This window comes from Frondihabitans sp. 4ASC-45 (genome assembly GCF_049472575.1).
GTDB lineage: Bacteria > Actinomycetota > Actinomycetes > Actinomycetales > Microbacteriaceae > Frondihabitans.
Window position 1 is genome coordinate 302,119 of the sequence record NZ_JBCEBN010000003.1, and the last position, 12,260, is coordinate 314,378.

13 protein-coding genes are annotated in these 12,260 nt (G+C 67.8%); 1 reads left to right on the forward strand and 12 read right to left on the reverse strand.

From position 1 onward, the window contains the following. Window positions 1–12: 12 nt before the first annotated feature. From VH571_RS07585 to VH571_RS07610, 6 genes are all read right to left on the reverse strand, one after another. Window positions 13–594: a signal peptidase I gene (locus VH571_RS07585; RefSeq protein ID WP_423263990.1), complete on the reverse strand. Its 582-nt coding sequence runs from the start codon at window positions 592–594 to the stop codon at window positions 13–15. Beyond that, window positions 591–1,496: a hypothetical protein gene (locus VH571_RS07590; protein ID WP_423263991.1), complete on the reverse strand. Its 906-nt coding sequence runs from the start codon at window positions 1,494–1,496 to the stop codon at window positions 591–593. The genes VH571_RS07585 and VH571_RS07590 overlap by 4 nt, the downstream gene beginning before the upstream one ends. Then, the gene (locus VH571_RS07595; protein ID WP_423263992.1) at window positions 1,493–2,086 is read right to left on the reverse strand and encodes a hypothetical protein; all 594 of its coding nucleotides are present in this window, start codon (window positions 2,084–2,086) and stop codon (window positions 1,493–1,495) included. Before VH571_RS07595 ends, VH571_RS07590 begins: the two co-directional genes overlap by 4 nt. Before the next feature lie 22 nt (window positions 2,087–2,108). Continuing rightward, window positions 2,109–2,708, reverse strand: a complete 600-nt coding sequence (locus VH571_RS07600) for an alternate-type signal peptide domain-containing protein (RefSeq protein ID WP_228514614.1) — start codon at window positions 2,706–2,708, stop codon at window positions 2,109–2,111. Window positions 2,709–3,012: 304 nt separating this feature from the next. Then, entirely contained in the window at window positions 3,013–3,594 is a 582-nt protein-coding gene (gene pth, locus VH571_RS07605) for an aminoacyl-tRNA hydrolase (RefSeq protein WP_423264026.1), read from the reverse strand. 45 nt (window positions 3,595–3,639) lie between these two features. Continuing rightward, window positions 3,640–4,266 carry a 50S ribosomal protein L25/general stress protein Ctc gene (locus VH571_RS07610; protein ID WP_423263993.1) on the reverse strand — a complete coding sequence of 209 codons (627 nt, stop codon included), beginning with the start codon at window positions 4,264–4,266 and terminating at the stop codon, window positions 3,640–3,642. A gap of 282 nt (window positions 4,267–4,548) precedes the next feature. Here VH571_RS07610 and gndA point away from each other — a divergent pair, with 282 nt between their 5' ends. Beyond that, window positions 4,549–6,009 (forward strand): NADP-dependent phosphogluconate dehydrogenase, encoded by a 1,461-nt coding sequence (gndA, locus tag VH571_RS07615; RefSeq protein ID WP_423263994.1) that lies wholly within the window; start codon window positions 4,549–4,551, stop codon window positions 6,007–6,009. Window positions 6,010–6,028: 19 nt separating this feature from the next. On the opposite strand, the gene VH571_RS07620 is transcribed toward gndA, so the two are convergent. From VH571_RS07620 to VH571_RS07645, 6 genes are read right to left on the reverse strand one after another with little or no spacing between them, the layout of a single operon-like run. Beyond that, a complete protein-coding gene (locus VH571_RS07620) occupies window positions 6,029–7,396 on the reverse strand; it encodes an 8-oxoguanine deaminase (protein ID WP_423263996.1) in 1,368 nt (455 codons plus the stop codon). After that, window positions 7,396–8,385, reverse strand: coding sequence for an adenosine deaminase (gene add, locus VH571_RS07625; protein WP_055963292.1), 990 nt, complete (start codon window positions 8,383–8,385; stop codon window positions 7,396–7,398). Before add ends, VH571_RS07620 begins: the two co-directional genes overlap by 1 nt. Window positions 8,386–8,422: 37 nt before the next feature. Beyond that, window positions 8,423–9,307 (reverse strand): ABC transporter permease, encoded by an 885-nt coding sequence (locus VH571_RS07630; protein WP_423263997.1) that lies wholly within the window; start codon window positions 9,305–9,307, stop codon window positions 8,423–8,425. Then, window positions 9,307–10,197, reverse strand: coding sequence for an ABC transporter permease (locus VH571_RS07635; RefSeq protein ID WP_423263998.1), 891 nt, complete (start codon window positions 10,195–10,197; stop codon window positions 9,307–9,309). Before VH571_RS07635 ends, VH571_RS07630 begins: the two co-directional genes overlap by 1 nt. Further along, window positions 10,190–11,032, reverse strand: a complete 843-nt coding sequence (locus VH571_RS07640) for an ABC transporter ATP-binding protein (protein WP_084816241.1) — start codon at window positions 11,030–11,032, stop codon at window positions 10,190–10,192. The genes VH571_RS07635 and VH571_RS07640 overlap by 8 nt, the downstream gene beginning before the upstream one ends. 5 nt (window positions 11,033–11,037) lie before the next feature. Then, window positions 11,038–12,162 carry an ABC transporter substrate-binding protein gene (locus tag VH571_RS07645; protein ID WP_423263999.1) on the reverse strand — a complete coding sequence of 375 codons (1,125 nt, stop codon included), beginning with the start codon at window positions 12,160–12,162 and terminating at the stop codon, window positions 11,038–11,040. Window positions 12,163–12,260: the final 98 nt, after the last annotated feature.

A 12,260-nucleotide genomic window follows, 5' to 3' on the forward strand; every position in this document is an offset into this window, starting at 1 on the left:
GGGCGAAGTGGGCTACGACGCGGCAGTGAGCCGTCTCCGGCCATGGGCCGATCGGCGGCCCGCAGCCGGGCCCCGTCGACGCCTCCGCGCCGCGCGGACTCCGAGAGCGACCATCGCGAGCCCGTAGACGAGGAGGACGCCGGCGATCCCGGGCATGATCCACGGTCGGTCGTGGCCGTTGACGAGGGTGTTGGCCCGGCCGAGCAACGGCACCGAATACCAGGCGACGCCACGGAGCTGAATGGCGGCGACCGGGGCGTCGGCGACGTCGTTCGCGTCTCCGCGGAAGGTGAAGAGCCGTTCGCCGGTGGACGTGGTGGTGACGGCGCGCACGCGGTGCGTCACCACCTCGGGCCTCCCCGAGGCGAGCTGGTAGGTCGCGATGTCGCCGACTCGGATCCTTGACGGGTCTTCGGGGCGGACGACCACGAGGGTGCCGGGCGGGAGCGTCGGCTCCATCGACGACGTGAGGACGGTGAGCGGCGTCGAGCCGGTCGCCTTCGGCACGACGACGAGGATGACTCCGAGACCTGCCACGAGCAGCATCACCCCGAGACCGAAGCCCACCGCCACGGCGCGCACGATGCCGCTCACGCGCCGCACCGGAGTGTCCTGCCCGCCGACGTCGTTGCGAGCGTCACCGTGCTGGACGCCTGGATCGTCGCCGTCGCATTCCCGTTCGCGTCGAGGACGACCACGTCGACCCGGGCCGTTCCGTCGGGCGCGACCGTGGTCGAGATTCGACTGGCCGACAGGGTCGTCGATGCCGAGTACCCCTGGGTCGGGTCGCCGACGCGTGTGCCGCCGATCTCGAGGTCGTAGAAGGTGTCGGGCGATCTGCTCGAGGCGTCCCACGCGATGACGACGTTATTGCCTCCCGACTGGTCGGTGCAGGTCGCCGTCGCCACGGCGGCCGCGGCCTTGGCCGTGTCGACGTAGAAGCCGCCCGCCACCGTCGGCGACCGCCAGCTGCCCGACGCGAGGACCATCGAGATCACCGGGTTCGTCGTCGACGACGCGGGTGCACTCGACGTGGGCGCGCTGCGGAGACACCAGACGGCGGACTGCTTGGCGGGCAGGGATCCCGTGAGGCTCGGCATCGAGGCCCAGGTTCCCGAGAGCGACGAGGACGGGGCGTCAGCCGACGCAGTGCAGTCCGCAGCGGCGGCCACCTGCCAGGCGACCACCGTGATGTTCTGCGCGAGCGTTCGGCTCTGCGCGGCGACGGTCGATGTGGAGTACGTGCCCGCGATGGTGCCGTTGTTCGTCAGGGTGAGCGGCGCGGTGAACGATGTGGCCGTCGACGAGAACGTCGTCGTCATTGCGTCGGTCCCCGAGAGGCCCCCCACGAGCGAGCCGATCGTGGCACTGGACTGGGTGATCCGAGATGTCGACCACAGGGCGAAAGCCGTCGACGAGGTACCGGCGATCATGGCCGCGACCAGGGCTGCGACGAGAGCCGCCCGCCCGGCGGGTAGTCGGATCCTGCGCTTCACGACACGACCTGCTTGCCCGACACGGTGACGACGAAGTCGACGACGGCACCCGAGACGGACTGCGGCGCGTCGGCCGCGAGCGACACCTCGAGGCACGCAGTGGCCCTGGTCGTCGTGACGGGCAGTCGGTAGTAGCCGGTTCCGGTGTCGAACGTCGCGATCGGCCCGGAGGCGCCCGACAGGCCGGCCTTGCAATCGGATGCCTTAGCAACGCTCGAGAGGTGCATCGTCAAGGATCCGAGGACGGTCGCGTCGGGGGTCGACCCGGCGTAGGCCACATGGGTGGACGTCGTCGACACCCGGATGTCCATGGGAACCGACCCCGTGTTCTGCACGGTGAACGCGCCCGTCGTGGAGCCTCCGGGGCCGAGAGCGGTCAGGTACATCGCGGGCAGGATCGACACGTCGAGGGAGGCCGTACCGCTCTTGATCGTGCCGGCGCGGATCGCCGCATCGGCCTTCCACAGGGCGAGCGTGCCGCGGGTGCCGACGAAGCAGAGTAGGACTGCCATGGCCACGCCGAGGGCGAGCAGGGCGAGCGTCCGACGTCGCCGAGGCGCGGCGTGCCGTCCTGTCGCGATTTCTCGCATGGTTGCGTTCCCGTCGTCGCGGCTACGACCCGATGGCCGTCTGGGTGAGGGTGAACTTGAGCCCGGTCAGGTCGACGGTGCCGTTCTGCCCGGTCTCAGCCGTCTGCGGAAGCGCGATCGAGAAGACGACAGACACGGTCGATGTGCCGGCCGCCGGAGTCACGGTGAAGGTGTTGGAGCTGCCGACGCGGCTGACGTTCGCCGACGACGAGGAGACGTCGAGCGAGCGCGTCGTCGCCTGGATGAGCTCGGACGTGCCCTTGATGCTGGCCTCGTCGTACGTCAGCACCGCCTTCAGATCGGTTCCGGTGGCCTTCACGGAGAACTGGCGCGTGTAGGAGTAGGAGTTGCCGGGCACCATCACGATGTTCGCGGCGGTTGTTCCCGTGTTGCGCCCGTTCGTGGTGTCGGTCCAGGTGCCCGCCGATCCGGCGATGGGCGCGAGTGCGAGCGTGCCGGACGAGATCGTGCCCGCCTCGGCTCCGGTCGAACTGTTCCAGAGAGCGAACGTACCCGCTCCGCCGAGGAGCAGGACGATGCCGACGGCACCCGCGATCGTCCCGGAGACGATCCTGTTCATCGCGGTGCCGCGGGTGGCGGTGATCGTGGTGGTCTGGCTCATTGCACTGCCTTTTCTGCGCATCCGTGCGCGATCCTGCCGCGGACGTCGTCGGTGATGCCGACGATCGGGGTGTCCGCTGCGGAGTCCTTGAGTCCCCCGACTCTCGACGGCTCGGGTGCCGCCTGCGGAACAGGTCGGCTCACGGGGTGTTTGGGCTACCCGTGACGACCGTCGGGCAGTTGCCGAACCGTTCTGTTCTGGGTAGAACCTAAGCCGGTCCCCCATACGGCGGACACACCCAGTCCGGGGGACATCGGGTGTCCCCCGTCCGGCGACGGCCCTCGCGCGTACCGGCAGGCCGGAGTCAGGCGGTGTGGAACTTCAGCTGCGCCACGGTCAGGCCGTCGGCCGCGATCATCTCGACGGCGTCGGCCGCATCGTCGAGGAGATTGGGGAGCGTCTTGCGCTCGGTGCTCGAGAAATCGTGCAGAACGAAGTCGGCCGCGGGTTGACGCCCGGGGGGACGGCCGATGCCGACCCGCACCCGGGTGAAGTCGTTCGACCCGCAGGCCGCGATGATGTCGCGCAGACCGTTGTGGCCGCCGTGGCCGCCGGCCTGCTTGATCTTGAGGGTGTCGAAGGGGATGTCGAGTTCGTCATGCACGACGATGAGCCGCGACACGTCGAGGTCGTAGTACCGGAGGAGTGCGGCGACGGGCGGACCCGAAACGTTCATGAACGTGGTCGGCTTCGCGAGGACGAAGCGCGGGCCGCCGGGGAAGCTGCGCCCCTCGGCGACCACGGCCTGCGTCTTGTGGCTCTTGAAACCGGACTGCAACCGATCGGCGAGGAGAGCGAGGACCATCTGGCCCACGTTGTGTCTGGTCGAGGCGTAGTCGGGCCCGGGGTTACCGAGCCCGACCACGAGCCATCTGTTGTCGTCCAGAGCGCTGCTCCTCGCCGATCCGCTATCGCGCTGTTGTTCGGGGTGTTACTCGGAGCGCTCTTCGTCTTCGATCGACGGCACGTCGCCCTCGGCGGCCTCGTCGGTCGAGTCGGCGTCGGACACGAGGTCGAGCTGCGGCACGGTGACGTTGACGACGAGGGACTCGCCGTCGAGAACGAGCTTGGCGCCCGAGGGGAGCTCGACGTCGGAGGCGAGGATCTGGGTGCCCTCTTCGAGGCCCTCGATGGAGACGACGACGCTCTGCGGGATGTGCGTCGCCTCGACGTCGAGGAGCAGGGTGTTGGCCTCGACCACGTGGATCGTGCCGGGAGCCGACTCGCCCTCGATGTGAACGGGGATCTCGACCTCGACGCGCTCGCCGGCACGGACGACGATGAGGTCGATGTGCTCGATGATCTGGCGCACCGGGTCGCGCTGGATGTCTTTGACGAGTGCGAGCTGCTGGGTGCCCTCGATGTCGAGCTCGAGGACCGAGTTCGCACGACGGGTGATCAGCATGGTCTCGTGACCGGGCATCGAGATGTGCACGGGCTCGGTGCCGTGACCGTAGATCACGGCGGGGATCTTGTCGGCGGCGCGGATCTTGCGAGCCGCTCCCTTGCCGAAGCTCGAGCGACGCTCGACGGAAAGCTTGTTGCTGTCGTCAGCCATTGTGTGTCTCCTTGGAAGATTGTGGGCCTCGCCGAAGTCGGCGATCTGTGGCCCGTGGATTCAACTCGAACGCAGTTGGTGAAACCGTGCGTGAGGAAAGACCGGAGCCTGCGCCCATAATCCGCCCACCGCGTCGATAACGGGTGCCGTGCACCCCTCGCCGAAGTTCAAGGGAAGAGTCTACACGGCACTCTCTCCGGCACCAGAGTGGGCCTGACAGACCCTGGATACGTGTCGGAGGTGGTGGATAGATTGACCTCACTTACATTCGAAGGAGGCACCGTGGCCGAACACGGAAAGACCGCACAGGCGAACATCGGAGTGGTCGGGCTCGCCGTCATGGGATCGAATCTTGCGCGCAACCTGGCCAGCCGCGAGGGCAACACCGTCGCGGTGTACAACCGCTCCCCCGAGCGCACCGACACGCTGATGGAGGAGCACGGCGACGCCGGCTTCATCGCGTCGAAGACGATCGAGGAGTTCGTCGATTCACTGTCGAAGCCGCGCACCGCGATCATCATGGTGCAGGCCGGCAAGGGCACCGACGCGGTCATCTCGCAGCTCGCCGACCTGTTCGAGGAGGGCGACATCATCGTCGACGGCGGCAACGCCAACTTCCACGACACCATCCGTCGCGAGCACGACCTCAAAGAGAAGAAGCTGAACTTCGTCGGCACCGGCATCTCGGGTGGCGAAGAGGGCGCTCTCAAGGGTCCGTCGATCATGCCGGGAGGCAGCGCGGAGGCCTGGGAGACGCTGGGCCCGATCCTGAAGTCCATCGCCGCGGTCGCCGAGGGCGAACCGTGCGTCACCCACATCGGCACCGACGGCGCCGGGCACTTCGTCAAGATGATCCACAACGGCATCGAGTACGCCGACATGCAGCTCATCGCCGAGTCGTACGACCTCCTTCGCCGCGTTGGCGGCCACGAGCCCGCCGCGATCGCAAAGGTGTTCGAGGAGTGGAACAAGGGCGAGCTCGAGTCGTACCTCATCGAGATCACCGCCGAGGTGCTGAAGCAGGTCGACGAGAAGACCGGCAAGCCGCTCGTCGACCTCATCGTCGACCAGGCGGGCTCGAAGGGCACCGGCGTCTGGACGGTGCAGAATTCGGTCGGCCTCGGCGTGCCGGTCGGCGGTATCGCCGAAGCCGTCTTCGCCCGAGCGGTCTCGTCGAAGCCCGACCAGCGCGCTGCCGTTCAGAAGACACTGAAGAACCGACCCGAGATTCAGGATCCGGGCGACAACTTCGAAGACGACGTTCAGAAGGCCCTGTACGCCTCGAAGATGGTCGCCTATGCCCAGGGCTTCGACGCCATCATCGCGGGCGCCAAGGAGTATGGCTGGAGCATCGACAAGGGCGCCGTCGCCAAGATCTGGCGCGGCGGCTGCATCATCCGCGCGCAGTTCTTGAACCGCATCGTCGACGCGTACGAGAACGACTCGACCATTGCCACCCTTCTCGAAGACGAGTACTTCGCGAAGGCCGTCGCCGACGGCGAAGACGCCTGGCGCCGGATCGTCGCGAAGGCAGCCCTCTCGGGGATCCCGGTGCCCGGCTTCTCGTCGGCCCTCGCCTACTACGACTCGCTCGCGTCGGAGCGCCTCCCGGCCGCGCTGATCCAGGGTCAGCGCGACTTCTTCGGAGCGCACACCTACAAGCGCACCGACAGCGACAAGGTGTTCCACACGCTGTGGTCGGGCGACCGCTCCGAGATCGAGACCGAACCTTCGACCCACTAGGGCCAAGCCGGCGAGACGGCTAGACGCGGCCGAGGAGGTCGGCGCTCGCCCGGGCTGCGGCTCGAGCGACGCCGACCTCGTTGATCGTGGTCAGACGGCCGTCGTCGACGACCCGGCGCCCACCGACGAAGAGCCCTGCCAACGGCGGCATCGACGCGAGGCCGAGAGACGCGACCGGGTCGACGAGGCCGGCGAATTCGACGCCGCGGAGGTCCCAGAGCGCGAGATCGGCCAGCTTGCCGACCTCGATTGACCCGAGATCGGCGTCGCGCCCGAGCACGCGGGCACCGCCCACGGTCGCGATCCGCAGCCCGTCACGGACGCTGAACCCATCAGCGCCGGCACGAAGGCGATTCATGAGCACGGCCTGGCGGATCTCGGTGCCGAGCTGGCCCGACTCATTCGAGGCGGAGCCGTCGACGCCGAGGCCGACCGGCGCCCCGGCGCGGAGCAGCTGCGGGATGGGCGCGATGCCGGCCGCGAGCCGGGCGTTCGACGACGGGCAGTGGGCGCTGCCGGTGGCGGTCGCGCCGAAGCGGGCGATGGCGTGGTCGTCGAGGTGCACGCTGTGCGCCATCCAGACGTCGTCGCCGAGCCAACCGAGATCCTCCAGATATTGGGTCGGGGTCTTGCCGAAGCGCTCCTGGCAGAACGCGTCCTCCTCGACCGTCTCCGAGCCGTGCGTGTGGAGGCGCACGCCGAGGGAGCGGCCGAGAGTCGCCGCCTCGGTGAGCAGCTCGCTGGTGACCGAGAACGGCGAGCAGGGCGCGAGAGCGATCTGCACCATCGAGTCGGCCGAGGCGTCGTGGTACCGCTCGACCGCGAGAGCCGACGCGTCGAGGGCTACGGCCGTGGTCTCCACGGCGAAGTCGGGCGGGAGCCCACCGGCCGAACGCCCGAGGTCCATCGAGCCGCGCGTTCCGTGGAGTCGGATTCCGACTCGAGCGGCAGCACGGACGATGCCCCCGACGATGTCGCCGGATCCTCGGGGGAAGACGTAGTGGTGATCCGCCGCGAGGGTGCAGCCCGACTTCGCGAGCACGGCGAGGGCCGCTTCGGCACCCGCCTCGACGAGGTCTTCGTCGATGCGCGCCCAGGTCGGGTAGAGCGCGACGAGCCAGTCGAAGAGGATCGAGTCTTGCGCGATGCCGCGGGTGAGCCACTGGTAGAGGTGGTGGTGCGTGTTGACGAGGCCGGGCGTCAGCAGATGCCCGCTGCCGTCGACGCTTTCGACCTCGACCCCGTCTGCGAACACCCAGGGCGGCGCCGGCCCGTCGCCGACCGCGATGATGCGCGAGCCGTCGACCACGACGTGTCCGCCGACGAACTCCCGATCGACCGCGTCGACCGTGGCCACGTGCGCGCCCTCGATGACGAGGCGACGCATCAGGCCAGCCACGCCGCGATCCCGGCGACTGCCTTCTGTTTGACGGCGTCGGAGGCGCCACTGCACTCGATCGAGCTGAGTGCGCACGCCGCGATCTCTTCGTCGGTGAGCCGGAGCACCGACCGGCACAGCTCGTATTCCGACAGGAGACCGGGGCCGAAGAGCACCGGGTCGTCGGCATTGATCGAGCAACGCACACCCGCGTCGAGCAGCTGCTTGAGCGGGTGCGCGTCGATCTCGGGGATCACGCCGAGCAGCAGGTTCGAGGTCGGACAGACGTCGAGGCAGATACCCTCGGCGGCCAGCCGTGCCGTCAGGGCGTCGCTCTGAATCGCGGTCACCCCGTGCAGGATCCGGTCGGCCTGAAGGGCATCGACCGCTTTCTCGACCTGCTCCGGCCCTGCCAGCTCGCCCGCGTGCGGCGTCGAGAGCAGCCCGGCCTCCTTGGCGATGGCGAACGCCTCGTGGAACTGCTCGGCCGGGTGACCCCGCTCGTCGTTGGCGAGGCCGAGCGAGACGACCCCGCGACCGGCGTAGGCAGCGGCGATCTTCGCGTAGGCCGTCGCGGTCTCGACGCTCTCGGTGCGGTCGACGGTGACCATATAGCCGACCTCGACGCCCCAGCGCTCGCCGGCCTCGCGGGCTCGGGCGATCATGGCGTCGAGGGCGAGCTCGGTCGAGCCGAAGGTGTCGACGTAGAAGTGCGGGCTCGCACCGAACTCGGCGTAGACGATTCCCTCGCGAGCGCAGTCCTCGATCGACTCGTCGATCAGGCGGAACAGGTTCTCTTTGATCGAGAGCACCTGCAGCATGCCGCGGTAGGTCTGGCTGAATGCGCTGAAGTCGTCGAACTCGGCGGGCACGGAGACGTCGACGCCTTCGGCGGCCCCCATCTCGGCAAGCGTCGTCGCCCGGATGGCGGCTTCGTGGTGGATGTGCAGGTGCGCCTTCGGCAGGGCCGTGAGGTCGCGGACGGGGGTGTCGCTCATGCGGGTACTCCTGGATTCGGTACGGGGATGGTGCGGGTCACTTTGAGACGGCTTTTCCGGCATCGGGGCCCCACTTGGCGAGAACGGCCGTCTCGATGAACGTCGCGATCGTGTAGAAGAGGATCGACACGACGGTGATGAGCACCACAATCGCCCAGATCATGCCGTAGTCGGAGCTCGACTTGGCGCTGGTGATGGCGGCTCCGAGGCCCTCGTAGGTGAAGAGCCACTCGTAGAGCATCGCCCCCGTGATGGCCCCGGGCACGGCGATCCGCATCGAGGCGAAGAAGTGCGGCAGCGCCGTCGGAATGGCGATCTTTCGCATGATCGTCCAGCGGCTCCCGCCGTAGACGCGAATCAGGTCGACCGACTGGGCGCTGACCGACCGGAAGCCGAGCGTCAGGTTGACCAGCAGCGGGAAGAACACGACGACTCCGCCGATGAAGGCTGCCGTCACGAGCCCGTTGCCGAAGATCAGGTAGATGACGGGGGCCATGGCGAGCAGCGGAACGGTGCGCAGCAGCATGGCGATCGGCATGAACATGAACTCGATCGGGCGAATGAGGGTGAACACGATCGCGATGACGATCGACGCGCCCACCCCGAAGACGAAGCCGACCAGGGCATGCAGCAGCGTCGTGCCGAGCAGACCGAACAGCACCTCGCGGTTCTCGGCCGCGGTGGTCTGCGACAGCGACGAGTCGACGAACAGGTAGTTGTACACGTCGAGCGGCTTCTTCGCGATGAAGGCGTTCGCGTGCAGTCCGATGATCGCGAACTGCCAGAGGAGGCCGAGGATCACGGCTGACGCGAGAATCGTCACGACCGTGCGGCCGATCCGACGCGCGACGAACCGCACGGTGGCTCCGGTCTGCGACGGCGCTCGGCTCTCAGTCCGCGAGAGGCGGATCGCGGTGGCCATCAGAACCCCTGCCCGGCGCGGCTGTCGCCCGCCGACCACGGTGTGACGAGGCGACCGATCCGGCCGATCACGAAGTACGCGAGCCCGGCGACGCCACCGCAGATCAGAGCGATCGCCCAGAGCTTGACGCTGGCAGCGGTCGCCTGCGCGGCCAGAAGAAGGATCCCGATGCCCGAGTCGACCCCGAGGAGGAAGTACTCCCCCAGCACGGCGCCGAGAAGCGCTGCCGGCGCTGCCAGCTTGAGCGCCGCCATGATGCTCGGCAGGGCCGCGATGAAGCGCACCTTCACAAGCTGCGTCAGGCGCGAGCCGCCGTAGGCGCGGACGACATCGAGTTGGGTCTGGGTCGCGGCGTTGAGGCCGAGGATGGTGCCGACCACAGTGGTGAAGATGACGCTCAGGGCGGCCAGGAAGATCGACGTGGTGCGGGATCCTGCGGGCATCAGAAGCGTCACGATGGGCGCGATCGCCGTCAACGGGATGCACGAGGTGACGACCGCGAGCTGCGTCGACATGCCCTCGAACCACGGGAAGACGAGCACGAGCACGGCCAGCACGAAGGCGATGAGGTTGCCCCACAGGAATCCCCAGCCGGCAGTCGCGGCCGTCTGGGCGATCGCGTTCCAGTAGATCGGGTCGGTGAGGTCGTGGAGGAGCTGGGCGGCGACGAGGCCCGGCTGCGGCACGCTGCCCGTGACGGAGAACACGGTGACGGCGACGATCTGCCAGACCACCAGGATCACGACGATGCCGACGACGGAGCCGACCCAGGGCGGCATCGAACGGAAGGAGCCGAGCATCGAGCGGCGGGCGGGGCCGCGGCTCGTCTCGACGTCGAGGGCGATGCTCTGCGACAGCTCGCGCTCGAACGCCTGCTTGAGGTCAGTCATCGACGGCCGCCCCGTGCGAGCCGAAGAGGATCTCGGAGATGCGATCGACGTAGGCGTGGAACTCGGGAGTGCGGGTCAGTTCGGGCAGGCGCGGGCGCGGCAGGTCGATCTCGACGACCTCCGCGATGCGGCCGGGCCGAGCGCTCATGACGGCGACGACGTCGGAGAGGAAGACGGCCTCCGAGATGCCGTGGGTGACCATGAGCGTGGTCGCGGGCTTCTCGGTCCAGATGCGAAGCAGCTCGACGTTCATCCGCTGGCGCGTCATGTCGTCGAGTGCACCGAACGGCTCGTCGAGCAGCATGATCGTCGGCTGCACGGCGAGGCAGCGCGCGATCGATACACGTTGGCGCATGCCGCCCGAGAGCTGGGCGGGCTTGGCGTTCTCGAAACCCTTGAGCCCGACCAGGTCGATGAGGTCGTCGACGAGCCCTGCGGGCGGGGTGATGCCGGCGACCTCGAGCGGAAGCCGGATGTTGGCCGTCACGCTCCGCCACGGCAGCAGCGCGCTGTCTTGGAAGGCGATGCCGGTCTCGTGGCTCTTCTGGATCTCGGCGGCGGATTTGCCGTTGACGACCACGGCGCCGGAGCTCGGGGTCTCCAGGCCCGCCAGGATGCGGAGAATCGTCGATTTTCCGCATCCCGACGGACCGAGGAGGGTCAGGAAGGCGTCTTTCTTCGTGCCCAGGTTGATCTCGGACAGGGCCTGGACGGACTTCCGGCCGAGCTGGAACGTCTTGGTGAGACCCTGGATGTTGATGCCGGTGGCGAGTTCCGGCGAACCGGCGGGGTCGTTCGTGGCGAGCGAGAGCTGAGTACTGGGCGCGAAAGACATGGCGATCAGGCGGTCGGGATCGTGAAGGTCGTGATCAGCTCAGGGTTTTCTTTGTAGACCTCGTTGATCAGGGTCAGGTCGAACAGCTTCTCGGCCGTGATGTCTGTTCCCATGGCCTTGAGCGACGCGATGTTCTCGGCCACGAGCTCGTCGGTCATCGTGAAGAGGCCGTTCTTGTTGACGTCGTCGGTCAGGATTAGGGTGTTCTGCGCCTCGGCCTCCTTCATCTGCTCGGCCACGTCGAGATCCTGATCCTTGCCGTACTTCTCGGCGGCGTACTTGGCGCTCTGAGCGGGATCCTTGGCGGCGTCGGTCCAGCCCTGCACCTCGGCCTTGAGGAAGGCCTTGAGGGTGTCGCGCTTGTTGTCGATCGCATCCTGGGTGGTGGTGAAGGTCTCGGCGACAAACGGGAGACCGTTGTCGGCGAAGCCCAGCACGACCGGGGTGAAGCCGTCGGCCTCGGCCAGGATCGGCTCGTTGGTGATGTACGACATGTGCGCGTCGTACTTGCCGGCCTCGAGCGGGGCGATGTCGTACTGCGTGGTGACCATCGTCACGTCGGAGGTGGTCAGGCCGTTGGCCTTCAAGAAGCCCTCGAAGATGGTCTGGTTGCCTCCGGACTGCACGCCGATCTTCTTGCCCTTGAGGTCGGCGACAGTCTTGATCGGGGTCTTCTCGTCGAGCGACAGCAGGCAGAACGGGTTCTTCTGGAAGGTCGTGCCGATGATCTTGAGGGTCGCGCCCTTGTTGATCGAGGGGGCGGTGATCGACGGCGACGACAGGCCGACAAGCGCCTGTCCGGCGAGGAGGGCCTCTTCGGCGCCGGTCTGACCGCCGCCGGCGAGAAGCGTGACCGCGTCGAAACCGGCCTTCGTGTAGTAGCCCTTCTCGGTCGCGAAGTACTCGCCCGCGAACTCGATGTTCTTGATCCACGACAGCTGCACGGCAATTGTGCCGAGGCTTCCGGCAGCAGCGGCACCGGACGATTTCGGGCTCGAACCGGAATCGGTCGAGCAGGCGGCGAGGAGGGCTGTGGTGCCGACCACGAGGCCGACGCTTCCCCCGAGGCGCAGGAACCCGCGACGGTCGTAGTCCTTTTTCAGCACGGGCGGGGCAGAGAAGATGCTCATGGCACTCCAAGGGGCTCGGTGGCTCAGAAGGGATCGTTCGCGGCTGGGGCGGGTCTGTGGCCGCGGCATCGATCGGTGATCCTCGGAACGCTAGACCG

Coding starts and splice junctions, on each gene's coding strand:
- VH571_RS07595 (WP_423263992.1), bottom strand. CDS start 2,086: ATGCGAGAAATCGCGACAGGACGGCACGCCGCGCCTCGGCGACGTCGG.
- VH571_RS07600 (WP_228514614.1), bottom strand. CDS start 2,708: ATGAGCCAGACCACCACGATCACCGCCACCCGCGGCACCGCGATGAAC.
- VH571_RS07610 (WP_423263993.1), bottom strand. CDS start 4,266: ATGGCTGACGACAGCAACAAGCTTTCCGTCGAGCGTCGCTCGAGCTTC.
- VH571_RS07620 (WP_423263996.1), bottom strand. CDS start 7,396: ATGCGTCGCCTCGTCATCGAGGGCGCGCACGTGGCCACGGTCGACGCG.
- add (WP_055963292.1), bottom strand. CDS start 8,385: ATGAGCGACACCCCCGTCCGCGACCTCACGGCCCTGCCGAAGGCGCAC.
- VH571_RS07630 (WP_423263997.1), bottom strand. CDS start 9,307: ATGGCCACCGCGATCCGCCTCTCGCGGACTGAGAGCCGAGCGCCGTCG.
- VH571_RS07635 (WP_423263998.1), bottom strand. CDS start 10,197: ATGACTGACCTCAAGCAGGCGTTCGAGCGCGAGCTGTCGCAGAGCATC.
- VH571_RS07640 (WP_084816241.1), bottom strand. CDS start 11,032: ATGTCTTTCGCGCCCAGTACTCAGCTCTCGCTCGCCACGAACGACCCC.
- VH571_RS07645 (WP_423263999.1), bottom strand. CDS start 12,162: ATGAGCATCTTCTCTGCCCCGCCCGTGCTGAAAAAGGACTACGACCGT.